We start from the raw sequence: 26,818 nt of genomic DNA, 5'->3' as shown, positions 1-26,818 counted from the left end.
CAGTGACCCTTCCCGCACCCCTCGTCGCCGTCGTCGGCAATCCCAATGCCGGCAAGAGCGCGCTGTTCAACGCCCTGACCGGCGCCCGGCAGAAGGTCGGCAATTATCCCGGCGTCACGGTGGAACGGAAAAGCGGCCGGACCGCGCTTCCCGACGGCCGCCCGGTCGAACTGGTCGACCTTCCCGGCACCTACGCGCTCGAGCCGTCGAGCCCCGACGAGGCGGTCACCCGCAACGTGCTGGGCGGAAGCCAGGCGGGCGAGCGCAAGCCCGACGCCCTGCTGGTGGTGGTCGACGCCTCCAACCTCGACAACCACCTCCGCTTCGCGCTCGAACTGCGCAGCCTCGGCCTGCCGATGGTGGTCGCGCTCAACATGATCGACATGGCCGCGCGCGATGGCCTCACCATCTCGGCGGAGCAATTGTCGGCGGCGCTCGGCGTGCCCGTGGTCGAGACGGTGGCCGTCCGCCGCCGCGGCCTCGACGGCGTCCGGGAGGCACTGGAGCAGGCGATCGGAAGCGTCGCCGCTCCGGTCCCGGTCCCCGCCGACCTCGCCCGCGAAGCGCGCCGGATCGCCGCCGCCGCCATCGTCGACGAAACGCCGGTGCGCCGCTGGACCCACCGCCTCGACCGCGTCCTGCTTCACCCCGTCGCGGGTGTCGCCATTCTCGCCCTCGTCATGTTCGCCATGTTCCAGGCGGTGTTCGCCTGGTCGGAAACCCCGATCGGCTGGATCGAGGACGGAATGGCCGTCGTCGGCACGCTCGTCACCGACGCCCTGCCCGAAGGCGCGCTTCGCTCCTTGCTGGTCGACGGGGTGATCGGCGGGGTCGGCGCAGTGGTCGTGTTCCTGCCGCAGATCCTGATCCTGTTCCTGTTCATCCTGCTCCTGGAAGGCACCGGCTACATGGTCCGCGCCGCCTTCCTGATGGATCGGCTGATGGGCACCGCCGGCCTGTCGGGCCGCGCCTTCATCCCCCTGTTGTCGAGCTTCGCCTGCGCCGTTCCCGGAATTATGGCGACGCGCACCATCGACAATGAAAAGGACCGGCTGACCACCATCCTGGTGGCGCCGCTGATGACCTGCTCGGCCCGGCTTCCGGTCTACACCCTGATCATCGCCGCCTTCATCCCGCACCGCGAGGTTGCGCCCTTCGTCAATCTGCAGGGCGTGGTGATGTTCGGCCTCTACCTCGCCGGAATCGTCGGCGCGCTGCTCGCCGCGCTGGCGCTGCGCAAGACGGTCGCGCGGGGCGCCGCCTCCTCGTTCATGATGGAACTGCCCAAGTATCAGATGCCCGCGCTCAAGGATGTCGCGCTCGGCCTGTGGCAGCGGACAATCATCTTCCTGAAGCGCGCGGGCGGGATCATCCTCGTCACCACCGTCCTCCTGTGGGCGCTCGCCAGCTTCCCCAAGGCCGGCCCGGGCGAAAGCCAGACCGAAGTCTCGATCGCCGGCAGGATCGCCAGCGGGATCGAGGTCGTGGTGAAGCCGATCGGCTTCAATCACGACATCGCGCTGGCGCTGCTCCCGTCGATGGCGGCACGCGAGGTGGCGGTGTCGGCGATCGCCACCGTTTACGCCTTGAACGAATCCGACGAAGCCCAGCTTGAGAAGAGCCTGGCCGAGCGGCTGCGCGGCGCCTGGCCGCTGCCCACCGCGCTCGCCTTCCTCGCCTGGTTCGTGTTCGCGCCGCAGTGCATCTCGACCATCGCGGTCACCCGGCGCGAAACCAACAGCTGGCGATGGCCCATCTTCATGGTCACCTATCTGTTCGTCCTTGCCTACATTGCGGCGGGCGCGACCTACTGGACGGCGGTCGCTCTCGGCCTATAGCTGCTCCTCAAGATAGAGGAGTCGTGAAGCATGGCGGGTAGCGTCAACAAGGTCATTCTGGTCGGCAATCTGGGGCAGGACCCCGAAAGCCGCTCGTTCCAGAACGGGGGCGAAGTGGTGAACCTCAGGATCGCCACGTCCGAGAACTGGAAGGACCGTGACGGCAACCGCCAGGAGCGCACCCAGTGGCATTCCGTGGCGATCTTCTCCGAAGGCCTCGCCAAGGTCGCCAAGAGCTACCTCAAGAAGGGCAGCAAGGTCTATCTCGAAGGCCAGCTCGAGACCCGCAAGTGGCAGGACCAGAACGGCCAGGACCGCTATTCGACCGAGGTCGTGCTGAGGAACTTCAACAGTTCGATGGTGCTGCTCGACGGCCGCGGCGGTGAAGGCGGCGGCGGTGGTGGCGGCGGCTTCGGCGGCGGTCGCAGCAGCGGCGGTGGCGGCTATGACGACGGCGGCTTCGGTGGCGGCAGCAGCGGCGGCGGCGGCTTCGGCGGCGGCAGGGGCGGCTCGGCCGGAAGCGCCAACCGCCCGGCACCCGCGGCGTTCGACGATCTCGACGACGACGTGCCGTTCTGACGCACTGACGTCATCCCGCCGCCAGCATCGGCGGCGGGCCTACTTTCCCTTCAATGCCGCAAGCGCCGCGAACGGGCCGGCCTGCTCCTCGCTCAGCACGCCCGCTTCCTTGAGCGCGTCCTCCGCTCCCGCGCTGCGCGGATAGGGGTCGAGCGCCAGGCTCAATTCGTCGGCGATGGCCGCCGCCAGGTCGATCTCGCGCCCGTCGTGGAAGATGACGTCGAGGTCCTCGGCGCTGAGCTCCACTTCCTCGTCGGCGGTGCCGCTTGGTTCGGGCATGAACAACAGGGTGATCGGTTCGTCCACCGTGGCCGGCACCGGTTCGCCGGTGGCGACGCAGGCCTGGGTGACGCTTGCCCGCAGCCGTCCTTCGGCCCGCACCTTCTCGCCCTCGGCGCGCAGCGTCACCACCGCTTCCAGCCGGTCGAGCCCGAGCAGGTCGAGCCGCTCGGCCACCGCCGCACGTTCGGCCTCGTCGGCATGGTAATCCACCCGCTGCCCGTCGCGCAGCTTGGCGAGGCTGAGCTTCGCCACGCTCACGGCAGCACTCCGCCGATCAGCGCCTCGTCGCTGCGCCCCTGCAGCGCGTGCCAGTAACGCTTGAGCTCGTCGACCGAATGGGCAAGCGATTCGTCCGAGGGGATGTTCTCGCGGTACAGCGAACGGCCGGCAACCGCTTCCCAGCTTTCCTCGCCGCCGGTCGCCTTGCGCCATGCGCCGAGCCGTCCGCCCAGCGCACCGACCAGGCTGCCGACCCTTTTTCCCATCACCGGGTCGCCGACGCCGTCCTGGCGAAGCTGCGAATCCATGTCGTGGACGAAGGCTTCGGCAAGGCCCACGCTGGCCTTGCGTGCCTCGTCGCCGCCGGTCTCCAGCCGGAGGTCGGTCAGCGCCAGCAGGGTCGCAAGCACGGAGAATCGGCCCTCCATCGTGTCGGGCACGCGGCCGGCGACATACCAGTGCGGGCTGCGGGCCTTGGCCACGACCTCGGCATAGAGCGGCTCGGCGATATTCGGCTCGCTCCGGAACAGCCGCATCAGCGACTTCATGATCATCCTCCGTTCAGGCGGACCGCTGCACTTGGCGCGGCGGGCCCCAGCCGATATTGAGCGGGCGAACCGCCGGCGCAAGGGTGCCGGCATCCGGAGCTTGGCACCTGTGAACAACAAACGTTTCGTCATCCTCGCCTCGATCGCGGCCCTCGGGCTCAGCGGGTGCGCCGGCTATCGCGAGAAGCGGGGCTTCATCCTCGACGAGCAGCTCAGCCAGGCCGTGCAGGTCGGGACCGACAACAAGACCAGCGTCGAGCGCACGCTCGGCCGGCCCACGTTCACCGGCCAGTTCAACGACAATGAATGGTATTACGTCAGCCGGAGCACCTCGACCTTCGCGTTTCGCACGCCGCGGGTGATTGACCAGACGGTTCTGCGGATCCGCTTCGACCCCGCCGGCAACGTCACCGCGGTGGAGCGCACCGGCAAGGACAAGATCGCCTCGATCGATCCTTATGGCCGCACCACCCCGACGCTTGGCCGCCGCAAGAGCTTCTTCGAGGAATTCTTCGGCAACATCGGCACCGTGGGCAGCGGCGGTCTTCCGGGCGGCGGCGGCCAGTAACTTCGAACATGACCGGGGTGACGCGGCAGCCGGTTGGGCCTAGACCCGCCGCATGACCGCTCACCCGGCCGGCATGACCTATGCCGATTATCTCCAGCTTCCGACCCTGCTGTCCGCGCAGCAGCCGAAGTCTGACCTGCATGACGAAATGCTGTTCATCGTCATCCACCAGACCAAGGAACTGTGGCTGAAGCAGATGCTTCACGAGGTCGACCTCGCGATCAGCCTGGTCGTCTCAGACGACTTTGCAGCCGCCTACAAGGCGCTTGCCCGGGTCAGCCGGATCCAGTCGGTGATGACCCTGTCGTGGGACGTGCTGGCGACCATGACCCCGGTCGACTATTCCGCCTTCCGCCATGTCCTCGGCACCTCGTCGGGCTTTCAGTCCGCCCAGTTCCGCGAGCTCGAATTCAAGTTCGGTATCAAGGACCCGCGGTTCCTCGACTACCAGGAAGGCGGCACCGAGGGGCGCGCCCGGCTGCAGGCGGCACTGGACGCGCCGAGCCTGTGGGAAACCGCCGACGCCGCCCGTATCCGCAACGGTGCCGCAAGCTGGCTGGAGGTGTACCGCGACAGCGAACGCTGGTTCGGGCTCTATCAACTGGCCGAGAAATTGGTCGACATCGACGACGCACTGTCGGGCTGGCGGCACAAGCACCTCCTGACGGTGGAGCGGATCATCGGGATGAAGCCCGGCACCGGCGGGTCGGCCGGCGCCAGCTATCTCGCCTCGACGCTGCAGAAGCGCGCATTTCCCGAACTGTGGGCGATCCGCACCCAGTTATGAGCTACAAGCACCTCTTCAGCCGCAGCCTGGGCGCTGCGCCCGGCCGGTTGCATGTCGCCGCCCACAGCCACCACCTGTGGCCTGACGCCAGCTTCGCCGGCCAGGTCGAATGCTGGGACGACGCCGCTCGTCTCGCCGACCGCAAATGGGAGCGGGTGATGGGCGAGCTGTGGCCCGAAGCGCAGGCCGAGGTCGCGGCCGAGCTCCGCACCGGCCAGCCCGGCTCGATCGTCTTTGCCGGCAACACCCACGATTTCATCGTCCGCCTGTGGGCCGCCGCGCCGCGCCGCGCCGGGACGCCCCTCCGGGTGCTGACGACCAGCGGCGAATTCCACAGCGCCCGCCGCCAGTTCGCGCGCTGGGCCGAAAGCGGCGACATCCGGCTCGAGGTGCTTCCGCCCGAGCCGCACGACACCCTTGCCGGGCGGCTCGCCGAGCGCGCCGGAGAAGCCGATCTCATCATGGTCAGCCAGCTGATGTTTGGCACCGGGCGCATGGTCCCCGGGCTCGACGCGCTGGCCTCCGTCGCCGCTCCGGACGGCCCGTGGGTCGTGATCGACGGCTATCACAGCTTCATGGCGGTCCCCGAACCGCTCGGCGCCCTTGGGAGAAGCTGCTTCTTCCTCGCCGGCGGCTACAAATATGCGATGTCGGGCGAAGGCATCGGCCTGATGCACTGCCCGCCCGGATTCGGGCCCCGCCCGCCGATCACCGGCTGGTATGCCGAATTCGAGGACCTGACCCTGCCGCCGGGCCAGGTCGGCTACGCCCCCGACGCGATGCGCTTCATGGGCGCGACCTTCGATCCTTCCGCACTGTACCGCTTTCTCCACATCCGGCGGATGCTGGCGGGGGAGGGCCTCTCGACCGCGCGGATCAGCGCTCATGTCGACGCGCTCAAACAGCGGCTTGCCGCCGGGCTTGCCGGAACCGTGCTGGACACCGCCGAGCTGCTCGACCCGCCGTCCGGACCGGCCCGCTTCCTCGCCCTGCGTCATGCCAGGGCGCCGGAGTGGCAGGCGGCCTTGCTGGCGCAGGACTGCATCACCGACGTCCGCGGAGACGTCCTGCGCATCGGGCTCGGCCTCTACCACGACGACGAGGACGTCGACCGGGTGGTCGCGCTGGCGAAAACGCTCGACTAGGCCGTCGCCGTGGCATTCAAATCCGCGCACGATCCCCACCTTGCAAGCGCGCTGAACGAGCGGTTCCGCGGGCATGCCGAGCGTGACTTCACGATCTGGGCCGAACAGCATGCCTACGCCACGGCAGGCGACATACCCGCCGACGCCACCAAGGCGTGGATCGGCCGGCAGAAACTCAATTACCGGGGGATCGGCGCCCGGCAGGCCCTCCGGCACCTCATCAGCGGCAATGTCGACCAGGCCTTCCTCGAGGAGATCGGGGCGCTGGCGAATCTCGAGCGGCTCGAACTCGAATGGCCGATGGTGGCGAAAGACCTGTCGCCGTTGCTGCGGCTAGAGAAGCTGACCTTTCTGACGATCGACAGCCCCCGCCACATCGCGGACTTCGACCTCCTGCTCCGGCTTCCGGCGCTGCGCACCCTGATCATCACCGACGCCAAGAAGATGGCGAGCCTCGACTGGTTGGCGGAGGCGCATCACCTCGAGGTGATCGGGATCGAGGGCAGCATGTACAGTCCCTACACCCTGCCGAGCCTGAAGCCGCTGGCCGGTCTGCGCTCGCTCCAGGCCCTTTTGGGCGTGTCGACGAAGCTTGCCGACGACAGCCTGACCGCGCTTGCCGCTTGTCCCGACCTCGTCTTCCTCGGCATCGCCCGCGTCGCTCCCCAGGCCGACTTCGAACGGCTGCAGAGATTGAAGCCCGACTTGGTCTGCGACTGGTTCCGGCCAGAGATGTGGGCCACGCTTAAGCCGCCGCGCTGACCCTCAGCCCCGCGCCAGCCCCTCGCGGATCAGCCGGTTTCCAGCGGCTGCGACCTTGGCCGGATCTTCCTCGCCCCAGACGCCGAAGCGCAGGCCGAGGAACACGTTCATGCCCATGATCGCCCAAGCCCTCACCTCGGCATCGAGCGCATCGCTCGCGGGCCTGACGACCCCCGCCGCGGCACCCTCGGCGAGGCGCTCGGCGATGCGGGTGGCGGTGGTCTCGTAATGGGCCTTGAAGCCGGCCGGGTCGACGAACTCGGCTTCGTCGATGATTCGATATACCTGCTGGTGCTCGCCGACGAAGGCGAGAAAGGCGGCGAGCGCCCGTTCCTCGGCTTCCAGGGTTCCGCGCCCTTCGGCGAACACCGGCGCGACCGCCACGCGAACCTGTTCCGACATGTCCTGGACCAGCGCCCGGAATACTTCCTCCTTGCTGTGGAAATAGGTGTAAAAGGTGCCCAGCGCGACCTTGGCGGTGCGGGTGATCTCGGTGATCCCGGTGTCGGCAAACCCACGGCTGCCGAACTCGGCCCGTGCCGCGTCGAGGATCTTGCGGCGGGTCTGCTCACCCCGCGCGGTACGCGGCGACTTGGCCGAACTGGTCAGCGGCACGGGATCGAGCGGGCGCCCGGCCAGACGCCGCCCCGGCGCACCCTTCTTGCCCGCCGCACTCGCCTTGCCACCGTCAGCCATTCACCACCCCGCTCCGGCTAAGAAGCCGCAATCGGTGGCTCCACATGCCACCCCGGCGTCTCCACCACCCCCCAAACTCGTGACGCAACCTACACGAGTTGAAACCTGATTCAACTTTCAACTCACTGATGGCAGGTCGGAGGAAGGCTGGAAGGCCGCGGCGACCGCCATGCACGTAGGAGCGGCAATCTCTCCTCACTGCTCCTTCCCGACACCATGCGCCCAAAGCACGCTGGCGACAAGACTTGAAAGGTGATTCAACTTTCAGTATTCGAGTCGCCGAGATGGGTTTGGTGGGCTGTAACTCCCGCCGGACCCCGTCAGTCGAGGGGGAGAAATCACAATCATGCGCGCCATCACTGTTCGTTCGGCCTTGTTCGCATCGGCCGCCATGTTCCTGGCGTCCACGCCAGCGCTCGCGCAGGAGGCCCCCGCGGCCCCGGCGGACACTGCCACCACTGCTGCCGCCAACGAGGCGCAGACCAGTGACGAATCGGCAACCGCCTCCGACGGCGAGATCGTGGTCACCGCCCGCCGCCGCGCCGAATCGCTGATCGACGTGCCGATCGCGGTGACCGCCTATTCGGGCGAGCAGCTCGACCGGCAGGGCGCGATCGACATCAGCGATATCGGCGACACCACGCCCAACGTCACGCTGGAAACCTCGCGCGGGACCAACAGCACGTTGACCGCCTTCATCCGCGGCGTCGGCCAGCAGGACCCGGTCGCCGGTTACGAGGGCGGCGTCGGCATCTACCTCGACGATGTCTACCTCAACCGTCCGCAGGGCGCCCTGCTCGACGTCTATGACGTGGAGCGGATCGAAGTGCTGCGCGGGCCGCAGGGCACGCTGTACGGCCGCAACACCATCGGCGGCGCGATCAAGTACGTCACCCGTGCGTTGCCCGATTCGCCCGAGGCGCGGGTCCGCGGCAACATCGGCAGCTATGGCCAGCGCGACGTCATCATCAGCGCCTCGACGCCGCTCAGCGACTTCATGCGGATCGGCGGCGCGGTCGCCCGGCTGACCCGCGACGGGTTCGGCACCAACCTCACCACGGGCCAGGAAAACTACAACAAGGACCTGTTTGCGACCCGCGCAACGGTGGAGCTGTTCCCGACCGACGCCGTCAAGATCCGGATCGCCGGCGACTACAGCAGCGACGACAGCAATCCGCGTGGCGGCCACCGGCTGATCACCTCGGTCGTGTCGCGCCAGCCGGTGCTCGGCGACGTGTTCGACACCCGCGGCGGCCTCGTCAATCCGACTCAGAAGGTCACCGGCGGCGGGATCTCGATCAAGGGCGAGGTCGCCCTGGCCGACGGGATCACCTTCAAGTCCATCACCGCGTGGCGCAAGGACAAGAGCGTCACCCCGATCGACTTCGACGCGCTGTCCGCCGCCGACGTCGACGTTCCCGCCATCTACCGCAACCGCCAGTTCAGCCAGGAAGTGCAGCTGCTGGTCGAGAAGGGCCGCCTGAACGGCCTGGTCGGCGCTTATTATCTCAACGCCAATGCCAACAACATTTTCGACGTGGTGCTGGGCGTGCAGGGCGCGGCGATCGGCCTGCCGGGCTTCACCGCCTCGACCTATGGCGACGTCGACACCAAGACCTGGGCCGGCTTTGCCGACCTCACATATGACCTGACTGACCAGTTCTCGGTCTCGCTCGGCGGCCGCTACACCTCAGACAAGCGCAATGCGGTGGTGATCCGCCGCAATCTCATCGGCGGGGCATCGCCCGAGCTTGGCGGAACGCCGCTTAACGGCATCTTCAGCGCCGCCAACCCGACCGGCCGCCAGTTCGGCGCGCTGACCTCCGACTTCAACGGCGGCAAGACCTTCAAGCAGTTCACCCCGCGTGCCTCGGTCAGCTGGCAGCCGAACGCCGACAACAACATCTACGCAAGCTGGTCCAAGGGCTTCAAGGGCGGCGGCTTCGATCCGCGCGGCCTCAGCACCGCGGCGCCTGATCTGAACGGCAACGGCACCCGCGAAGCGACCGAGATCTTCGACTACTTCCTGTTCGAACCGGAAAAGGTCACCAGCTACGAGATCGGCTACAAGGCAGCGCTGTTCGACCGCCGCCTGCGCTTCGCGATCGCCGGCTTCCTTGCCGACTACAAGGACGCGCAGGTGCCGGGGTCGGCCGGTGCGGTGATCAACGGCGTGCCGACCTTCGTCGGGGTCACCACCAACGCCGGCAAGGCCGAGTTCAAGGGCATCGAGTTCGAGGGAACGGCAGTGATCGCGCGCGATTTCGCCGGGGTCGGCTCGCGCTTCAACCTGTCGGGTTCGGTCGGTTACCTCGACGCCAAGTACAAGCAGTTCATCACCAACATTGCGGCGTTCGACGCCAACGGCACTCCGGCCCCGACTTCGCGCGCCCAGCCGATCGACGTCGCCCGCTTCCGTGAAATCCAGAACACCCCCAAGTGGACCAACTCGGCGACGGTCGACCTGACCGTTCCGGCGGGCCCCGGCATGCTGTCGGCCAACGCCACCGCGTCCTACCGCAGCAAGAGCACCCAGTTCGAACTGCCGAGCCCCTATCTCGACCAGAAGGGCTTCTCGCTGTTCGACGCCAACCTGACCTACGACCTCGGCACGGTCCGGATCGGGCTCCACGGCAAGAACCTGTTCGACAAGCGCTACATCACCTCGGGCTACCAGTTCCTGACGGTGAACCCGGTGACCGGCCAGCCGATCCTGTCGGCCGCGCCGACCAGCCCGGTCTTCGCGGTCCCGGGCATCGCCCCGAGCCTCGGGTTCGAGGGCGTGGTCACTGGCTTCTACGGCTCGCCGCGTCAGGTCTTCCTGTCGCTCGACGTCAAGTTCTAGGCCACGGTCGGCACGGGGCGCTTGGCAGGTCCAGCGTCCCGTGCCACCACCCCCGGCATGACAACAGCAGCACGCACGGTTTCGCGATCGCCGACGATTATCCTCGTCTTCCTGCTGCTGGCCTACATCCTCAATTTCCTCGACCGGCAGATCCTCGGCATCCTGCTTGAGCCGATCAAGAACGACCTCAAGTTCACCGACAGCCAGCTGGGCATCCTGACCGGGCCGGCCTTTGCCTTGGTCTACAGCCTGTTCGGAATCCCGTTCGCGCTGCTGGCCGACCGGACCAGCCGCTCGATGGTGATCACCGCCTCGCTCGGCCTGTGGTCGGCCTTCACCGCCCTGTGCGGCACCGCCACCGGCTTCTGGCAATTGTTCGCCTACCGGCTCGGGGTCGGGCTTGGCGAAGCGGGCGGCGTCGCCCCGTCCTACGCCCTGATCGCCGAACGCTTCCCGCCGGCCCAGCGTGGCAAGGCACTTGGCATCTTCTCGCTCGGAGTCCCGATCGGTCTCGGCCTCGGCGCCATCCTCGGCTCGTGGATCGCGCAGAACTTCGACTGGCGCACGGCCTTTCTCGCGATGGGCATCCTCGGGCTGATCCTCGCGCCTATCTTCAAGTGGGTGGTGCGCGATCCGCCTCGGGTTGCCGGTGCCGCCGCGCCGTCGATGGGCACCCTGATGGCGACCTTCCCGCTGGTCGCGCGCAAGCCCAGCTTCTGGCTTCTGGCGCTCGGCGCCTCGCTCAGCTCGCTGTGCGGCTACGGCCTCGCCACCTGGGTCGCCTCGATCCTGATCCGCAGCTTCGACATGAGCCTGATCGGCGCCGGCCGCTTCCTCGGCTCGCTGCTGCTGATCGGCGGCACCGCCGGGGTGTTCCTCGGCGGGCTGCTGGCCGATCGCCTCGGCGGCAAGGACCGCCGCTGGTATGCCTGGCTGCCGGCGATCGCCTGGCTGATCACCGCCCCGCTCTATGCCCTCGGACTGATGGTCGAAAACCTCACCCTGGTGTGGCTGCTGCTGGTGATCCCCAATGCGCTGAACATCCTGTGGCTGGGGCCGATCACCACCGCCGTCCAGCACCTGGTCGAGCCGTCCAAGCGCGCCACCGCCTCGGCCGCCTTCCTGCTGATCAACAATCTGATCGGACTGGGTGTCGGACCGCTGCTGATCGGGCTCATCTCGGATGCGCTGAAATCGACCTACGGGGTCGAAAGCCTGCGCTATGCGGCGATGGGGGTGCTGGTGTTTTACCTCGTCGCAGCCCTGCTGACGCTGATCGCCGCCCGTTACCTCCGCAACGACTGGGTAGATGAACCGCAGCCGTAATCGGCTGAAATCTGCGGTTCACTCTGGCGGGGCGAGTTGTGCCTCAGCATCCACGAGCGAAGGAACGAGCCGAGCAAATCAGCCGTTGAAGGCTTCCGAAAGGAGCTCAGGCTCATGAAAAATGGCATTATCCTGGCTGGCGCCGCGGCGCTGGCCTTTACCGCGCCGGTTCTCGCCCAGCCCGGAAAGGGCGGCGGTGGCGGCGGCAATGGCAAGGGTGGCGGCGGCGGTGCCCCGGCCCAGGTCCAGGGCGGCGGCGGCGGCAAGCAGCAGGCGCGTGGCGGCGGCGGAGGCCCGCAGCAACAGGCGCGTGGCGGCGGCGGTCCCCAGCGCGAGGCGCGTGGCGGCGGCGGTCCGCAGATGCGCGGCAATGGCGGTGGCGGTCCCCAGCGCGAAGCGCGCGGCGGCGGCGGTCAGCAGCAGCAGCGCGCACCGCAACGCCAGGTACGCGCCGAACGCCAGCAGCAGGCCCGTGGGCCGGTCCGTGAAGCGCGCCAGGATCGTGGTCCCGCCCAAGTCCAGAGAGGCGGCGGCAACCAGCGTGTCGTGCAGGAGCGCGGCCGTGTGCAGGAGCGTGGCCGGATCCAGGAGCGCGCCATCGCGCCGGTCGATCAGCGCTATGTCCAGCGCCAGGACAGGGTCGACCGCAACTTCTTCCGCTCCGACCAGGGCTACAATTACGTCGCCAGTCCGGCCTTCCGGACGACCGGCCTCGTCAATGGCTGCCCTCCGGGCCTCGCCGCCAAGGGCAATGGCTGCCTTCCCCCGGGGCAGGCCAGGAAGCTGGTCGGCGCCGCGATCCCGGTCGCGCTCGGCTCGGCCCTGCTGCCGACCTATTACCGCGACTGGTATCCGGACAATGACGATTATTACTACCGGACCAGCAACGACTATGTTTACCGGATCGACCGCGACCGGAACTATGTCGATGCCTACTGGCCGCTCGCCGACGACTGGAATGGAGCCTATTACGTGGGCTCCGCCTATCCCCAGGACTATCTCGGCTACTACAACGTCCCGGTCCAGTATCAGCCGTGGTACGCCGACAATGGCGACGACTATTATCGCTATGCCGACGGCGCCATCTACCAGGTTAACCCGCAGGGCGGCGTGATCGAGGCCATCGTCTCGCTGCTGGCGGGCGGCTTCGGGGTCGGCCAGCCGATGCCGGCGGGCTACGACGTCTACAACGTGCCGTACGACTATCGTGACCGCTACGTCGACAACGACCAGCACATGTACCGTTACAACGACGGCTACATCTACGACGTCGATCCGACGACGCAGATCGTTCAGGCGATCGTGGAGACCCTGGTCTGATGCGCCGCCTCGTAGCGACAAGCCTTGCCGCCCTCCTGCTCGCTTCGTGCGGGCAGGGGGACGGGGGCAACCAGTCGGCCGGTAACACCGACCTCGAAACCAACGCCGCCGTGGCGTCCGGGGCCCGCTCGCAGGACCTTGCGGCGCTGGTCGGCGGCAACCCAAGGCTTGCCCAGCTGGTCAAGGCCGCGGGGATGGAGCCGGTGCTTGCGGGCAAGGAGCCGTACACGCTCCTGCTGCCCAGCGGCGCGGCGCTCGACAAGCTCGACAAGGCCACCTGGGAAGGCCTCGACCAGCCAGCGCAAAAGGCCAGGATCACGGCGCTGCTGCGGGGTCACATCCTGCCCGGCACCATCCTCGCCGCGGACCTCAACCGCGCCGTCGAGAACGGCAATGGCAAGGCCACCATCGCCACCATGGCCGGAGAACCGCTGACCGTGACCCGCGAGGGCGACGGTCTCAAGATCGCCGGTCCGGGCGGCCAGTCCGCGCGGATCGTCGGCGCCGAACAGCCCGCCCGCAACGGCGTGGTGCACGAAATCGATTCGGTGCTCGCCCCCGCGAGCTGAGGATCGCCTTCGCCTTGATGCCGGGAACCTTGCTGACCTGAATCAGCGGGGTTCCCGGCAGAAAGCGCGACATCGGACCAACCTTTCCCTCTGTTCGGGAAGCCTCGCTCCGGACCGGACCAGTCCCTGCTGGCCGGAAGCGTCCGCTTTACCCACCCTCCACCGGCCGAACTGCTGGAGGGACATTGCATGGGCTCCGCGCATGTCGGAAACAGGGTCTGGCTTCCCGCCTTCGCCTTCTTCCTGATGTTCGCCCTCGCCCTCGCCGGGATCGAACTGACGCGTGAGGGCGGTCGGATCGCGTCGGTGTGGGTCGCGAATGCGGCGATCATCGCCATCCTGCTTCGTACGGCGCGCCCGCGCTGGCCGCTGCTCCTCCTCGCTTCCTTCGCGGGCAATGTCGCCGCCGGGCTGGTGTCCGGCGACCGGTCCGTGCTGGTGGTGGCGCTGGCCGCCTGCAATCTCGCCGAGATCGCGATCGTCTGCTTGCTGTTCGCGCGCCGGTTCGCGGTCCCGGCCACGCTCGATTCCCCGGCCCGGCTGATCCACCTCGCGCTGCTCGCGGTGGTCGGGCCGGCGGTGTCGACGCTGCTGGCCGGGCTCAGCCTCGCGCTGGCCCAGGACGGAGCGGCCATCGCTCCGCTGGCGCACTGGTGGCTCGCCGACTGCCTCGGGATTCTCATCCTCACGCCCTTGCTCGTCACCCTGGCCCACGCGCGCGGCCAGCGGGAGCGGGGCCAGGAGCTCGAATATGGCCTGCTGCTGCTGCTTGCGGCGGCGGTGACGGGAGCGGTGTTCGCGCGGACCACGCCCTTCATCTTCCTGATCACGCCCGTGTTGATGTTCGCGGGCCTGCGCCTGTCGCTGCAGCGCTGCGCGACACTGGTGCTGGCGGTCAGCGCCATCGCGCTTGCACTGACCTTCGGCGGGCTTGGGCCGCTCAACCACCCGCTCATCTCCGACCATAGCCGGATCTTCCTGATCCAGGCATTCCTGGCGACCGCCGTGGCGCTGACCCTGCCGGTGTCGGCCCTGCGCCATGATCGCGCCCGCACCGCTTCCTCCCTCCTCCTGCGCGAGGAGCATTATCGCCTGCTCGCCGACAACAGCAGCGACCTGGTGCTTCGCCTCACCGCCGATGGCGACGCCGACTATGTCTCCAGCGCGTCGGAACGGATGCTGGGTCTGACCGCCGGCGATCTCCACGGGCGCGCGCTGGCGGGCCGGATCAACCCGGAAGATCGCTCGCGCTTCGCCGCTGCGGTGGAGCGGGCCCGGCGCCACGGCGATTCCATGACCTGCTTCCGGATGCGCCATGCCTGCGGCCAGGATCGCTGGATCGAAGCGCATATGCGGCTTGCCGGCCCGGCGGAGCGCGACACCGGGGGCGAGGTTGCGGCCCCCTGTACCGCCGCCGCGGAAGGCCGCTGCGCGCCGGGCGCCGCAACCCCCTGCGCCGCGGGCGGCCGCGCCACCTTCGGCGCCGTCGACCGGCCGGTGGTCGCCAACCTGCGCGACATCCACGACCGCCGCACCGCCGAGTTGCTGGCCGCTGACAGTGCCGCCCGGCTGCGCGAAAGCAACCGGCTGCTGACGATGGCCGAAGGGCTCGCCTCGCTCGGCCATTGGGTGTTCGATCCGGCGCGCAAGCAACTGGCCCTTTCGGCCGAGGCAGCGGCCATGCTCGGCCTCGCCCGGCGGACCGTCGTCGCGCGCGATGCGCTTGGCCGGCTCCACCCGCAGGATCGCCTGCGCCTGCTCCGCACGCTCGCCGCCGCCTATCGCGTCAGCGCACCCGTGGAATGCACCATCCGCCTCCACGAGGACGTCGGCCGTACCCTGCAGCTGCGGATGCATCTCCACGGCGACGACCGCGCGAGCAGCCTGTTCGGGGTGGTCAGCGACATCACCGCCAAGCTCGAGGACGAGCATCGGCTGGTGTCCGCGCTGGAGGAAGCACGCGCCGCCGCCAGCTTCCGAAGCCAGTTCCTCGCCACCATGAGCCACGAGATCCGGACCCCGATGACCGGCGTGATCGGGATGATCGAGCTGCTCGAATCCGATCCCACCTCCGACGAGCGGGAGCTTTACCTCAACACCCTCCGCCAGTCCGGCGACCTGTTGATGGCGGTGGTCAACGACATCCTCGACTTCAGCAAGGTCGATGCCGGCCGCATCACCATCGCCGACGAACCGTTCGACGTCGGCGCGACCTTGCTCACGACCCTCCGCCTGTTCGATCGCCCCGCCTCCTCCCGCGGCCTGGCGCTCAGGCTCGATGGGCCCGATCCGGGGGCCCTGTGGCTGCGCGGCGATGCGCTTCGCGTTCGCCAGGTGCTGAGCAACCTCCTCAGCAACGCCATCAAGTTCAGCGAGCGGGGGGACGTCCTGTTGCGCTGTGCGGTGCAGCGGATCGCCGGCGATCGCCACCGAGTCCGCCTGTCGGTCACCGACCAGGGCATCGGCATCCCGCCTTCGTTGCGCGCGCGGCTGTTCGAACCCTTCGTGCAGGGCGCGGACGGCACGCCCGACGGGGGTACAGGGCTCGGCCTCGCGATCAGCCGCCGCCTGGTCGCCGCAATGGGCGGAACCATCCAGGTCCAGTCCCGCCCGCGCCAGGGCAGCACCTTCACCATCACCCTGACCCTCGCCGACGCGGTTCCGGCCGCCGCGGGCGACGACGAAGGCGCGCTCGCGGCTCTCGGGGCCGGCCCAGAAGGCGCCCTCGACATCCTCCTGGCCGAGGACAATCCGGTCAACCAGCTGCTGGTCACGGCCCTGTGCCGGCGGCTCGGCCACCGGGTCACCTGCGCGGCAAATGGTCAGCAGGCGGCCGCACTAGCCGCCGCCAAGGCCTTCGACCTCATCCTGATGGACATCCAGATGCCGCGTTGCGACGGCCTCACCGCGACCCGCCTGATCCGGGCTGGCGGCGGCGCCTCCGCCGCGGTGCCGATCATCGCCCTTACCGCCGACGCCGCCTGCTCGAGCCAGCGCGCCGATTATGACGCCGCCGGCTTCGACGGCCTGCTGACCAAGCCGATCGACAGCGCCGCCTTCACCCGGACGCTCGGCGAACTCGCCGGTGCCGCCCGCCTGCCCGCCGCCTCACCAGTCGCTCCCGAAAAAAGCGACGGAAGCGCGCTCGATCGGCCGGTGATCGAGGAATTGCGCGCGATGCTGGGCGGCGCCCGGCTCGACCAATTGCTGCGCCTGTTGTCCGACGAACTCGACCAGCGCCCCCGGGCGATCCGCGCCGCGCTTGCCGATCGCGCGTTCGACGCCGCCGCAGCCGAAGCCCACAGCCTCAAGGGCGCCGCCGCCAACCTCGGCGCGTGCCGCGTTGCCGCCGCCGCGCGCGAGCTCGAACGCTGCATCGCGGCCGCCGCGGCCGGCGAGGGCCGCCTGCTCGCCCCGGCGCTCCGCCACCTCTCCGTCGAGGTCGGGAGGGCCCAGCAGGCCCTCGCCGAACTGCGCCGCGAGCCCCAGCCGGAGCTGTTGCGCGCCTGACCGGCAAAACTCGTGCAAAAGCTCGCTCCTAAGCCCTTCCACCGCACCGCCTGCCCGCTATAACAAGCCCACACGATGAAGCCGCTTGCGTCGTCAGCCCTCCCGAAGGCGCTGGCGCGGGCGGCTCAGGGGCAAAAGGACTGAGCAGCAGCGATGAAGGCGACGATCGAACGGGCCACCCTCCTCAAGAGCCTCAGCCACGTCCAGTCGGTGGTGGAGCGCCGCAACACCATTCCGATCCTGTCCAACGTCCTGCTCGACGCGCGCGAAGACGGTTCGCTGCGGCTGATGGCGACCGACCTCGACCTTCAGGTCGATGAAACGGTGCCGGCCAACGTCGCCACCGCCGGCGCTACCACCGTCTCGGCGCACACCTTCTTCGACATCGTCCGCAAGCTGCCCGAGGGGAGCCAGGTCGAGCTCAGCGCCGCCGACGGCAAGATGCAGGTCGTTGCCGGCCGCGCCCGCTTCAACCTTTCGACCCTTCCGCGCGACGATTTCCCGGTGATCGCAGAGGGTGAGCTTCCGACCCGCTTCGAGCTACCGGCCGCGACGCTGCGCCAGATCATCGACAAGACCAAGTTCGCGATCTCGTCGGAAGAAACCCGCTATTATCTGATGGGCATCTTCCTGCACGTCGCCGATGACATGCTGAAGGCCGCCGCCACCGACGGCCACCGCCTCGCCCGCGTGACGGTCGCCAAGCCCGACGGCGCCGACGGCATGCCGGACGTCATCGTCCCCAAGAAGTGCGTGCTCGAACTGCGCAAGCTGCTCGACGAGGTCGAGGGCACGGTCGAGGTCACCCTGTCGGCGACCAAGATCCGCTTCGTGCTCGGCCACGCCGTCCTCACCAGCAAGCTGATCGACGGCAGCTTTCCCGACTACAACCGGGTAATCCCGACCGCCAACGACAAGCTGCTCAAGCTCGATCCCGCCAGCTTCAAGGCCGGTGTCGACCGCGTCGCCACCATCGCCAGCGAGAAGACCCGCGCGGTCAAGATCAGCCTCGACCGCGACCGCGTGACCCTGTCGGTAACGTCGCCCGAAAACGGCCTCGCGACCGAGGAACTGGCCGCCGACTACAGCGCTGACGAGCTCGAGATCGGGTTCAACGCCCGCTACCTGCTCGACATCCTGGGCGAGATCGACGGCGACACGGTCGAGGTCCACCTCGCCGATGCCGCGGCCCCGACGCTGCTGCGCGAGAATGACAAGTCGGCCGCGCTCTACGTCCTGATGCCGATGCGGGTCTGACCCGCCCGGTCAGTCCAGCGTCGCCTTGAGCATCTCGAGGCAGTCCCGGTCGATCGCCGAACCCACTTCCCGGGTCATGATGCCGATCGCCTCACTGACAGGCAGCGCTGCGCGATAGGGTCGGTCGGACACCAGCGCATCGTAGAAATCGCAGGCGGTGATGATCCGCGTGTCGCGGCTGATCGCCGTCCCCGACAGCGCCAGCGGATAACCGCTCCCGTCCAGCCGCTCGTGGTGCGCGGCGGCGACGTCGGCCATGTCGGACAAGGCACCGATCCGGCCGAGGATCTCCCGGGTGTGCGCGGCATGGTTGCGCATCTCGGTCCATTCGCGCTGGTCCAGGCTGGCCGGCTTCTCCAGGATCGCGCTCGACACGCCCAGCTTGCCGACATCGTGCAGCACGGCCGCCCGGCGCAGCCAGCGGGTCCGCCCGGCGCTCATCCCGAACCCCCTCGCCATCCGCTCGGCAAGATCGCCGACCCGTTGCGAGTGACCCGCGGTGAACGGGCTCTTGGCGTCGATCACCTGTCCGAACGCGGCGGCGATGGCGTCGAGATAATCGTCATCGAGCGGCTGGCGCGACGTCGGCGGCGCCATCCGGATGACCCGGCTCTCGATGGTCGGCGAGGCGAGGGTCGACCAGAAGTCGGGACTTGCCGCTACCGCCTCGAACGCCCGCACCAGCGCAGGATCGAACCACAGCCCGTTCCGGCGAGCGACCTCGCCCAGCGCGGCGCCGGGCCCCGCGTGATCGCGGAACACGTCCGCCACCTGCGCCAGCAGCGCGATGCGCGAGAACAAGGGGATGGCTTGGCCCTGCAGCCGGCCCGGTCGGCCCGATCCGTTCCAATGTTCGTCGAGGTGATAGATGCCGTCGCACACGGCGTCGGAAAAGCGCAGGGTCCGGGCGATGTCGGCGCCGCGGGTACAGCGCGACAGGATCATTTCCTGTGCGATGGCGTCGCCGTTGCGCAGGATGTTGCCGATCGCCGTCGCGCGCTGCCGGAACGTCGCCCCCTGCGCGGTCTTCTTCAGGACGAAGTGAAGCGTTGCCGCAAGGCTAGTCCCGACCGTCTTGTAGCCCTGCTTGAACGCCCGGTCGTCGGCCTCGTACAATTCGCAGATCCGCGCGGCGTTGCTGCTGCAGCCGAGATCCTTGAGCAGCAGGGTGTAGTAAAGGTCTCCGAGTTCGGCCTGCGACAGCCCGATCTCCCGCCCGACCTGCATCCCGATCCAGCAGGTCCGGATGCAATGGCCGGCCGGCTGCCCTTCGGTCAGGTCGAGGGCGTAGCTGAAGGCCGCGATGACCTCGGCCCGATTGGCGGTGGGAAGCGGGATGACCTGATGCAGCATGTGACGGCGGTTAGCGCCTGCGGCTTAGCGCGGTCCTCATCGAGATGGTTAAGAATCCTGCCCGTCTGCCCTGCAAAGCGGATCCGATTCCGCGACGACCGCTGGCCCGCGTGCCGTCTGGCCTTACTCCCGCCTCTCTGCTTTAGCCGGTGCCCATGACCGACGCTGCCATGCCCGCCGCACCCGGCCGCCGCCTGTGGCTCTACAAGCGCCCTTTCTCGATCGGCGTCGCGCATGAATGCTGGGTGCTGATCGACAGCCGCATGTCCGGCCTCACCAGCACGTTGGTGGTCGATGGGGAGGAAGTGGCCTCCGACGTCACTCCCGTCACCGGGGCCGAGGCGGTCCGCAATCACCGGCTTGCACACACGCTTCCCGACGGGCGCCGGATCGAAATCGAGGCAGGCTACGTCAACTGGTGGACGGTCGGCATTGCCGTCCGGCTCGACGGCACGCTGATCCACGAAAGCCACAAGGGGCGGCGGATCGCCTATCCCGAACGCTTCGCCAGGATGGTTTCCGACCCCAAGCAGGGCGGTGAGCCGGCCTATGACCCCGGCAAGCTCAAGCGCAACAAGATCCCGATCGCGGTCGACATCGCCACCGGCCTGCTGTTCTTCCTCGTCGCCAAGCTGACCGACCTCAAGACCGCCGCGCTGGTCGGTGCCGCGGTCGGGCTCGGCATTGTGGTGCTCCAGCGGTTCGTGAAGGTCGACCTGGTTGGCGGCATGATGCTGTTCGGCGTGTTCATGCTGCTAGTCAGCGCCGGCTTCGCCATCCTGTTCGAGGACGAGGAGATCATCAAGCACCGCTCCACCATCGTCGGGCTGGTCGGCGCCACCTGCTTCCTGTTCGACGGGCTGGTCCTCAAGGGCCGCAAGCTGGGCGCCGGGATCGATCGCTACATGGCCTATAACGACATCGACCAGCGCCGGCTGAGCATCGGCATGGGGCTGACCGGGCTGGTGATGGCCGGCGGCAACAGCTTCGTCGCCTGGGCCTTCTCGACCGACGCCTGGCTGATCTACACCACCTTTCTCGATATCCCGGTCAGCATGGCGCTGGTCCTGTGGACCGTCAGCTGGGCGCGCAAGGGCGGCAAGGCCGGGCCCGGGCAAGCGCTCGCCGGCGCCTGATGCTTGGCCGGCTGACCCTTACCGACTTTCGCAACCACGCGGGCCTCGACCTCCAGCCCGGGCCCGGTTTCGTCTGCCTTTACGGGCAGAATGGCGCGGGCAAGACCAATGTCCTCGAGGCGGTGTCGATGCTCGCGCCAGGGCGCGGCCTGCGCGGCAGCGCGCTTGGCGAGATGGCCCGCAGCGACGGGCCGGGCGGATGGTCGGTCAGTGCTTCGCTGGCTGAGCCGGATGCAACGACCCTCGGCACCGGCACCCTTCCCACCGCCCCCGAACGCCGGATAGTCCGCATCAACAGCGCTGCTGCTTCGGTCAACAGCCTGGCCGAATGGCTTGCCGTCCTGTGGCTCACCCCCGCGATGGACCGGCTGTTCAGCGGCCCAGCCGGTGACCGCCGCCGCTTCCTCGACCGGCTGGTGCTGGCGCTGGAGCCGGGTCACGCCCACCACGCCTCGCGCTTCGAGGCGGCCATGCGCGCCCGCAACAAGCTTCTGGCCGAGCCCGATGGCGCCGACCCCGAATGGCTGTCGGCGCTCGAAGCGGGCATGGCCGAACATGGCGAGGCGCTCGGCGCCGCCCGCGCCCGCACCGTCGCGGCGCTGGCCGAACAGCTCGCCGCCACGCCCGAGGATCTGTTCGCCCGCCCGGCCATAGCCCTCGACCTCGCCGACCAGGATGACCTCGCCTCCCGCCTGCGTGCCAATCGCGGGCGCGACGCCGCCGCCGGGCGCGCGACCGAAGGGCCGCACCGCCAGGATCTGCTCGTCACCCACGCCGACAAGCGGCAGCCCGCCGCGCGCTGCTCGACCGGCGAGCAGAAGGCGCTGCTGCTCGGGCTGGTCCTCGCCCATGCCGCCCTGGTCACCAGCCGCCGCGGCGCACTGCCGCTGCTGCTCCTCGACGAGGTCGCCGCCCACCTCGATCCCGGCCGCCGTGTTGCCCTGTTCGAGCGCCTTGCAGGCCGCGGCCAGGTGTGGATGACCGCCACCGAAGCCGCCCTCTTCGACGGCACAGGCGACGCGACGATGGTGCATATCGGCTAGAAACTGGACAAATCGGCAACTCCCGCCTACATGGCTGTTAGCGAGACGCCACAAAGCGGCGTGATCGGCAGCCTGTCAGGCTCCGGCCCGCGTCTCGGTTCACCTTACGAAGTTCTCCACATCACGCGGGGTTCTTGCAAAAACCCAGCTCCGGCAGCGGCCTCCGCTCGCCGGCGCGTCATGTTTGGAATCTATACGAATGTCGTTCGAACAACTCGGGCTTTCGACGCCCCTTCTCAACGCGCTTGCCGCCAAGAATTACACCCAGCCGTCGCCGATCCAGGCGCAGGCCATTCCGTACGTCCTCGAAGGCCGCGACCTGCTCGGCATCGCCCAGACCGGCACCGGCAAGACGGCCGCGTTTATGGCACCGTCGCTGCAGCGCCTCGCCGCCAACCGCCCGTCGATGCTGAAGCCCGGCCAGATCCGCATGCTGGTGCTCGCGCCGACGCGTGAGCTCGCAAGCCAGATCGCCGCCAGCGCGGAAGCCTATGGCGCCGGTCTCAAGACCACCGTTGGCGTTATCTTTGGCGGCGTCGCCAACGCCAAGTCGCTGCGCACCGTGCAGCGCGGCCTCGACGTGCTGGTCGCCACTCCCGGCCGCCTGCTCGACCTGGTCGACCAGCGCGCGGTCAACCTCTCGATGCTCGAAATCCTGGTCCTCGACGAGGCCGACCAGATGCTCGACCTCGGCTTCATCCACGCGCTGAAGCGGATCGTGAAGATCATCCCGGCCAAGCGCCAGACCCTGTTCTTCTCGGCCACCATGCCGAAGATGATCAAGAGCCTCGCCGACGAATATCTCAAGAACCCGGCCGAAGTGTCGGTGACCCCGGTCGCCAGCACTGCCGAGCGGGTCGAACAGCGCGTAACCTTCGTCAATCAGGCGGAAAAGACCGCGTTGCTCACCCTGTTCTTCCAGAACGGCAAGGACATCGAGCGGACCCTGGTGTTCAGCCGCACCAAGCATGGCGCGGACAAGATCGTCCGCATGCTCGGCGCTGCCGGCGTTCCAGCCAATGCGATCCACGGCAACAAGAGCCAGCCGCAGCGTGAAAAGGCCCTCGAAGCCTTCCGCGACGGCAGCGTGCCGATCCTCGTCGCGACCGACATCGCCGCGCGCGGGATCGACATTCCGGGCGTCAGCCACGTCGTGAACTACGACCTGCCGAACGTGCCCGAGCAGTATGTCCACCGCATCGGCCGCACCGCGCGCGCCGGGGCGGACGGAATCGCCATTGCTTATTGCGACCGCGAGGAGCGCGCGTTTCTCAAGGATATCGAGAAGCTCACCCGCCAGAAGCTGACCGAGGAGGCTCTCCCGCAGGGCTTCATGCAGGCGGTCGAGGCGCTCAAGCGGCTCAAGCCCGAACCCAAGCGCGAGCCGCAGCAGCAGCAGCGCAACAAGCGCAACGAAAGCGGCGCGCGCGGTCACGCCCGCGATCCGCAGCGCTACGGCCTGCCGCGTCAGGATCCGCGCCGCGACATGCCCGAGGACCGCAATGGTCCGCGTGAAGGCGGTCGCTCGATGCGCGGCGTGCCGGGCGCGGTCCGCGGCCCGGTCGGCAATCCGGCCCGTGCCGCAACGTCGGCTTCGGGTGGCCAGCCCCAGGCCCAGCGCCACGGCGGCGGACCGCGTCCGGCCGGCCAGAGCGGTGGCCACGGCGGCGGCCGTCCGAGCGGTGGCGGCCAGCGCCGTCGCGGCGGCGGCGGCTTCTCCGGCAACGGCGGCGGCCAGCGTCGCGCCGGCTAAGTAATTCAAGTCTCAGGTGGACTTAGGTCTACCATCGCAACCGAAAGCGGCTGCGCATTGTTCTCTTCCCGACATTACCCCGTCGAAGGAAGAAAATGATGCGCAGCCTTTTCATTGCCGCCAGCGTGCTCGCCCTCGCGGCGTGCAGCGGCACCACCGATACCGCCAACAGCGATTCCGTCGTGACCAACGACATGGCGGCGGTCGACAACATGATCGCCGATGACGGCATGAATGCCGGGATGGCCGGCAACATGGCCGCCGGCGGCGCCGTGGTGACCGTCAGCATCGACGGCGTCACCGCGAACAGCGGTCCCGTTCTCGTCGCGCTGCAGAGCGAAAGCGAGTTCGGCAAGAGCGCCGGCGCCTACACCACCAAGGTCGAGCCGACCGGCACGTCGGTCACCGCCACGCTGTCGGGCGTTCCGGCCGGCCGCTACGCCGCCGCCGTGGTCCAGGATACCGACCGCAACGGCAGCTTCACCATCGGTGCGACCGGTCCGACCGAGCCCTATGGCTTCAGCGGCACTGCCCAGACCGGCGCCCCGGCCTTTGCGCCCGCGGCCTTCGATGTCGCCGCCACCGGCGCCACCGCCAGCGTGACCCTGAAGGGCAAGTAAACCCCCTTGGCGGGCGGTGCGTTGCCCCCCTTGCGCGCCGCCCGTCATTCCCCTCTGCCGACCTGACGTTTCCCCTCTCGCGCGCACGCCCGCGCACGTGACTTCTGGGGGGCGTCCGCTATATCGTTTCCATGGCAGAAGAAGCGAACCAGAACACCTACGGCGCCGACAGCATCAAGGTCCTCAAGGGCCTCGACGCGGTGCGCAAGCGGCCGGGCATGTATATCGGCGACACCGACGACGGATCGGGCCTCCACCACATGGTGTTCGAGGTCAGCGACAATGCGATCGACGAAGCGCTAGCGGGTCACTGCGACCGCATCCTCATCCAGCTCAATCCCGACGGCTCGGTCACGGTCGAGGACAATGGCCGCGGCATCCCGACCGGCATCCACGCCGAAGAAGGCGTCTCGGCGGCTGAGGTCATCATGACCCAGCTCCACGCCGGCGGTAAGTTCGAGAACACCAGCGACGACAATGCCTACAAGGTGTCGGGCGGCCTCCACGGGGTTGGCGTCTCGGTCGTCAACGCGCTCAGCGAATTCCTCGACCTCACCATCTGGCGCGACGGCGAGGAGCATTACATGCGCTTCCGCCTTGGTGACGCGGTCGCGCCACTGAAGGTCGTCGGCCCCGCACCCGAGGGCAAGAAGGGCACCAAGGTCACCTTCCTGCCGAGCCCCGAGACCTTCAAGATCACCGAGTTCGACTTCGACAAGCTCGAACACCGGTTCCGCGAACTGGCCTTCCTCAACTCCGGCGTGCGCCTGGTCCTCGCCGACGCGCGCCACGAGGAGCGCAAGGAAGTGGAGCTGTTCTACGAGGGCGGGATCGCCGCGTTCGTGAAGTATCTCGACCGCGCCAAGACTCCGCTGTTCCCCGATCCCATCGCCATTTCGGCGGTGCGCGACGGCATCGGCATCGACGTCGCGCTGGAGTGGAACGACAGCTATTACGAGAACGTCCTGCCGTTCACCAATAACATTCCCCAGCGCGACGGCGGCACCCACCTCGCCGCTTTCCGCGCCGCGCTGACCCGAACCGTCAACGGCTATGCCGAAAAGTCCGGCATGCTGAAGAAGGAAAAGGTCACGCTGACCGGCGACGACATGCGCGAGGGCCTGACCGCCATCGTCTCGGTCAAGCTGCCCGATCCCAAATTCTCGAGCCAGACCAAGGACAAGCTAGTCAGCTCCGAAGTGCGCCAGCCGCTCGAAGCCTTGATGAGCGACAAGATGACCGAGTGGCTGGAGGAGAATCCGGTCAACGCCCGCGCCATCATCCAGAAGATCATCGACGCCGCCGCCGCCCGCGAAGCCGCCAAGCGCGCGCGTGAATTGACCCGTCGCAAGGGCGTGATGGACATCGCTTCGCTCCCGGGCAAGCTCGCCGACTGCCAGGAACGCGATCCGGCGCTGTCCGAACTCTTCCTGGTCGAGGGCGATTCCGCAGGCGGCTCGGCCAAGCAGGGCCGCAACCGCCAGAATCAGGCTATCCTTCCCTTGCGCGGTAAGCTTCTCAACGTCGAACGCGCGCGGTTCGACCGGATGCTCTCCAGCCGCGAGATCGGGACCATCATCCAGGCGCTCGGCACCGGCATCGGCCGCGAGGAATTCAATCTTTCCAAGCTGCGCTATCACAAGATCGTGATCATGACCGACGCCGACGTCGACGGCGCACACATCCGCACCCTGCTGCTGACCTTCTTCTACCGGCAGATGCCCGAGCTGATCGAGGCCGGGCACCTGCTGATCGCCCAGCCGCCGCTGTACAAGGTCGCTCGCGGCCGCTCGGAAGTCTATCTCAAGGACGACGCCCAGCTCGACGAATATCTGGTCGATGCCGGGCTCGAAGGCCTGCAGCTCGAAACCGCCACCGACATGCGCCAGGGCCCCGACCTTCGCGGCCTGGTCGAGCATGCCCGCCGGGTGCGCACGCTGATGCGTTATGCGCCCAAGAAATATGATCCGGCGATGCTCGAGGCGCTGGCGCTGGCCGGCGCACTCGACCCCGAACTCGCCTCCGCCGGGCGCCGCGCCGCGATCGAAAAGGTCGCGTCCTGGCAGGGCCTCGGCGATCCCGAAGCGCGCTGGACGGGCGAACTGGCGGCCGAAGGGGGCTATCTCCTCCGCCGGCTGTGGCGCGGGGTGACCGACGTCACCATCATCGAGCCTGCCTTCATCGCCTCGGCCGAAGCCCGCAAGCTGCACACCCTCGCTTCCGAGCAGGCCGAGGTCTACCAGACCCCGTCGACCCTGCGCACGCTGAAGAAGGGTGCCGACGTTCAGGCCGAGCCGACTGTCGGCGCCGGCGAGGGCGAGGAAGCGCTCGAGCAGGCCGCTGCCGACACCAAGGGCAAGCCGATCGCCATCACCCGGCCGAGCGAACTTCTCGGCGCGGTCCTCGCCGCTGGCCGCAAGGGCCTCAGCATCCAGCGCTACAAGGGCCTGGGCGAGATGAACGCCGAGCAATTGTGGGAAACCACGCTCGATCCGGCCAACCGCTCGCTGCTGCGGGTCGAGATCGGCCAGGCCGACATCGCCGACGAGATCTTCTCGCGCCTGATGGGCGAAGTCGTCGAACCCCGCCGCGAGTTCATCCAGGACAATGCGCTGAGCGTCGCGAACCTCGACGTCTAGAGGCTCCGCCACTCGCCCCAAAC

General features: G+C 68.3%; 21 protein-coding genes. 17 read left to right on the top strand and 4 right to left on the bottom strand.

From position 1 onward, the window contains the following. The first annotated feature begins 2 nt into the window (after positions 1-2). Together feoB and ssb are read left to right on the top strand one after the other, a co-directional pair. A complete protein-coding gene (gene feoB / locus GGQ97_RS02990; RefSeq protein ID WP_168067567.1) occupies positions 3-1,838 on the top strand; it encodes a FeoB small GTPase domain-containing protein in 1,836 nt (611 codons plus the stop codon). A 30-nt stretch (positions 1,839-1,868) separates the two neighbouring features. Continuing rightward, positions 1,869-2,417, top strand: coding sequence for a single-stranded DNA-binding protein (gene ssb / locus GGQ97_RS02985; RefSeq protein WP_168067566.1), 549 nt, complete (start codon positions 1,869-1,871; stop codon positions 2,415-2,417). A gap of 39 nt (positions 2,418-2,456) precedes the next feature. On the opposite strand, the gene GGQ97_RS02980 is transcribed toward ssb, so the two are convergent. Then, positions 2,457-2,957, bottom strand: a complete 501-nt coding sequence (locus GGQ97_RS02980; RefSeq protein WP_342448432.1) for a YceD family protein — start codon at positions 2,955-2,957, stop codon at positions 2,457-2,459. Further along, positions 2,954-3,466, bottom strand: coding sequence for a ubiquinol-cytochrome C chaperone family protein (locus GGQ97_RS14280; protein ID WP_245197826.1), 513 nt, complete (start codon positions 3,464-3,466; stop codon positions 2,954-2,956). The genes GGQ97_RS02980 and GGQ97_RS14280 overlap by 4 nt, the downstream gene beginning before the upstream one ends. A gap of 109 nt (positions 3,467-3,575) precedes the next feature. Here GGQ97_RS14280 and GGQ97_RS02975 point away from each other — a divergent pair, with 109 nt between their 5' ends. From GGQ97_RS02975 to GGQ97_RS02960, 4 genes are read left to right on the top strand one after another with little or no spacing between them, the layout of a single operon-like run. Continuing rightward, entirely contained in the window at positions 3,576-4,034 is a 459-nt protein-coding gene (locus tag GGQ97_RS02975; RefSeq protein WP_342448431.1) for an outer membrane protein assembly factor BamE, read from the top strand. A 52-nt stretch (positions 4,035-4,086) separates the two neighbouring features. Beyond that, a complete protein-coding gene (locus GGQ97_RS02970; protein ID WP_245197823.1) occupies positions 4,087-4,821 on the top strand; it encodes a tryptophan 2,3-dioxygenase in 735 nt (244 codons plus the stop codon). After that, complete coding sequence (locus GGQ97_RS02965) at positions 4,818-5,966, top strand: aminotransferase class V-fold PLP-dependent enzyme (protein WP_168067563.1); 1,149 nt, start codon at positions 4,818-4,820, stop codon at positions 5,964-5,966. The genes GGQ97_RS02970 and GGQ97_RS02965 overlap by 4 nt, the downstream gene beginning before the upstream one ends. A 9-nt stretch (positions 5,967-5,975) precedes the next feature. Further along, the gene (locus tag GGQ97_RS02960; RefSeq protein ID WP_168067562.1) at positions 5,976-6,728 is read left to right on the top strand and encodes a leucine-rich repeat domain-containing protein; all 753 of its coding nucleotides are present in this window, start codon (positions 5,976-5,978) and stop codon (positions 6,726-6,728) included. Positions 6,729-6,731: 3 nt separating this feature from the next. Here GGQ97_RS02960 and GGQ97_RS02955 read toward each other — a convergent pair whose 3' ends face one another. After that, positions 6,732-7,424 carry a TetR/AcrR family transcriptional regulator gene (locus tag GGQ97_RS02955; protein ID WP_168067561.1) on the bottom strand — a complete coding sequence of 231 codons (693 nt, stop codon included), beginning with the start codon at positions 7,422-7,424 and terminating at the stop codon, positions 6,732-6,734. A 346-nt stretch (positions 7,425-7,770) separates the two neighbouring features. Here GGQ97_RS02955 and GGQ97_RS02950 point away from each other — a divergent pair, with 346 nt between their 5' ends. From GGQ97_RS02950 to dnaN, 6 genes are all read left to right on the top strand, one after another. Further along, the gene (locus GGQ97_RS02950) at positions 7,771-10,269 is read left to right on the top strand and encodes a TonB-dependent receptor (RefSeq protein WP_168067560.1); all 2,499 of its coding nucleotides are present in this window, start codon (positions 7,771-7,773) and stop codon (positions 10,267-10,269) included. Between the two features lie 57 nt (positions 10,270-10,326). Next, positions 10,327-11,595 carry a spinster family MFS transporter gene (locus GGQ97_RS02945; protein ID WP_168067559.1) on the top strand — a complete coding sequence of 423 codons (1,269 nt, stop codon included), beginning with the start codon at positions 10,327-10,329 and terminating at the stop codon, positions 11,593-11,595. A 114-nt stretch (positions 11,596-11,709) separates the two neighbouring features. Beyond that, positions 11,710-12,915, top strand: coding sequence for a hypothetical protein (locus GGQ97_RS02940; protein ID WP_168067050.1), 1,206 nt, complete (start codon positions 11,710-11,712; stop codon positions 12,913-12,915). Continuing rightward, entirely contained in the window at positions 12,915-13,484 is a 570-nt protein-coding gene (locus GGQ97_RS02935; protein ID WP_168067558.1) for a fasciclin domain-containing protein, read from the top strand. The genes GGQ97_RS02940 and GGQ97_RS02935 overlap by 1 nt, the downstream gene beginning before the upstream one ends. Before the next feature lie 189 nt (positions 13,485-13,673). Continuing rightward, positions 13,674-16,994, top strand: coding sequence for an ATP-binding protein (locus GGQ97_RS02930; RefSeq protein WP_168067557.1), 3,321 nt, complete (start codon positions 13,674-13,676; stop codon positions 16,992-16,994). A gap of 153 nt (positions 16,995-17,147) precedes the next feature. Continuing rightward, positions 17,148-18,251: a DNA polymerase III subunit beta gene (gene dnaN, locus GGQ97_RS02925; protein ID WP_168067556.1), complete on the top strand. Its 1,104-nt coding sequence runs from the start codon at positions 17,148-17,150 to the stop codon at positions 18,249-18,251. 9 nt (positions 18,252-18,260) lie between these two features. Here the strand turns inward: dnaN and GGQ97_RS02920 are convergent, their stop codons facing one another. Continuing rightward, positions 18,261-19,604, bottom strand: a complete 1,344-nt coding sequence (locus GGQ97_RS02920) for an HD-GYP domain-containing protein (protein ID WP_168067555.1) — start codon at positions 19,602-19,604, stop codon at positions 18,261-18,263. Between the two features lie 155 nt (positions 19,605-19,759). On the opposite strand from GGQ97_RS02920, the gene GGQ97_RS02915 reads away from it, so the two are divergent. The 5 genes from GGQ97_RS02915 (at position 19,760) to gyrB (ending at position 26,795) form a co-directional block, all read left to right on the top strand. Beyond that, positions 19,760-20,740, top strand: coding sequence for a septation protein IspZ (locus GGQ97_RS02915; RefSeq protein ID WP_168067554.1), 981 nt, complete (start codon positions 19,760-19,762; stop codon positions 20,738-20,740). Continuing rightward, positions 20,740-21,783 carry a DNA replication/repair protein RecF gene (recF, locus tag GGQ97_RS02910; protein WP_168070666.1) on the top strand — a complete coding sequence of 348 codons (1,044 nt, stop codon included), beginning with the start codon at positions 20,740-20,742 and terminating at the stop codon, positions 21,781-21,783. Before GGQ97_RS02915 ends, recF begins: the two co-directional genes overlap by 1 nt. 199 nt (positions 21,784-21,982) lie before the next feature. Continuing rightward, positions 21,983-23,536, top strand: coding sequence for a DEAD/DEAH box helicase (locus tag GGQ97_RS02905; protein ID WP_168067553.1), 1,554 nt, complete (start codon positions 21,983-21,985; stop codon positions 23,534-23,536). Between the two features lie 98 nt (positions 23,537-23,634). After that, the gene (locus tag GGQ97_RS02900) at positions 23,635-24,156 is read left to right on the top strand and encodes a DUF2141 domain-containing protein (protein ID WP_168067552.1); all 522 of its coding nucleotides are present in this window, start codon (positions 23,635-23,637) and stop codon (positions 24,154-24,156) included. A 131-nt stretch (positions 24,157-24,287) separates the two neighbouring features. Then, positions 24,288-26,795: a DNA topoisomerase (ATP-hydrolyzing) subunit B gene (gyrB, locus tag GGQ97_RS02895; RefSeq protein ID WP_168067551.1), complete on the top strand. Its 2,508-nt coding sequence runs from the start codon at positions 24,288-24,290 to the stop codon at positions 26,793-26,795. Positions 26,796-26,818 lie beyond the last annotated feature (23 nt).

The sequence above is a fragment of the Sphingomonas kaistensis genome (assembly GCF_011927725.1).
GTDB lineage: Bacteria > Pseudomonadota > Alphaproteobacteria > Sphingomonadales > Sphingomonadaceae > Sphingomicrobium > Sphingomicrobium kaistense.
Note: the sequence above shows the minus strand (reverse complement) of the source record. Positions and strands in the feature narration are given on the sequence as shown.

Coding starts and splice junctions, on each gene's coding strand:
- GGQ97_RS02950 (WP_168067560.1), top strand. CDS start 7,771: ATGCGCGCCATCACTGTTCGTTCGGCCTTGTTCGCATCGGCCGCCATG.
- GGQ97_RS02920 (WP_168067555.1), bottom strand. CDS start 19,604: ATGCTGCATCAGGTCATCCCGCTTCCCACCGCCAATCGGGCCGAGGTC.
- GGQ97_RS02900 (WP_168067552.1), top strand. CDS start 23,635: ATGCGCAGCCTTTTCATTGCCGCCAGCGTGCTCGCCCTCGCGGCGTGC.
- GGQ97_RS02915 (WP_168067554.1), top strand. CDS start 19,760: ATGACCGACGCTGCCATGCCCGCCGCACCCGGCCGCCGCCTGTGGCTC.
- GGQ97_RS02940 (WP_168067050.1), top strand. CDS start 11,710: ATGAAAAATGGCATTATCCTGGCTGGCGCCGCGGCGCTGGCCTTTACC.
- GGQ97_RS02965 (WP_168067563.1), top strand. CDS start 4,818: ATGAGCTACAAGCACCTCTTCAGCCGCAGCCTGGGCGCTGCGCCCGGC.
- gyrB (WP_168067551.1), top strand. CDS start 24,288: ATGGCAGAAGAAGCGAACCAGAACACCTACGGCGCCGACAGCATCAAG.
- GGQ97_RS02905 (WP_168067553.1), top strand. CDS start 21,983: ATGTCGTTCGAACAACTCGGGCTTTCGACGCCCCTTCTCAACGCGCTT.
- GGQ97_RS02955 (WP_168067561.1), bottom strand. CDS start 7,424: ATGGCTGACGGTGGCAAGGCGAGTGCGGCGGGCAAGAAGGGTGCGCCG.
- GGQ97_RS02970 (WP_245197823.1), top strand. CDS start 4,087: ATGACCGCTCACCCGGCCGGCATGACCTATGCCGATTATCTCCAGCTT.
- GGQ97_RS02945 (WP_168067559.1), top strand. CDS start 10,327: ATGACAACAGCAGCACGCACGGTTTCGCGATCGCCGACGATTATCCTC.
- GGQ97_RS14280 (WP_245197826.1), bottom strand. CDS start 3,466: ATGAAGTCGCTGATGCGGCTGTTCCGGAGCGAGCCGAATATCGCCGAG.
- ssb (WP_168067566.1), top strand. CDS start 1,869: ATGGCGGGTAGCGTCAACAAGGTCATTCTGGTCGGCAATCTGGGGCAG.
- dnaN (WP_168067556.1), top strand. CDS start 17,148: ATGAAGGCGACGATCGAACGGGCCACCCTCCTCAAGAGCCTCAGCCAC.
- GGQ97_RS02930 (WP_168067557.1), top strand. CDS start 13,674: ATGGGCTCCGCGCATGTCGGAAACAGGGTCTGGCTTCCCGCCTTCGCC.
- GGQ97_RS02935 (WP_168067558.1), top strand. CDS start 12,915: ATGCGCCGCCTCGTAGCGACAAGCCTTGCCGCCCTCCTGCTCGCTTCG.
- recF (WP_168070666.1), top strand. CDS start 20,740: ATGCTTGGCCGGCTGACCCTTACCGACTTTCGCAACCACGCGGGCCTC.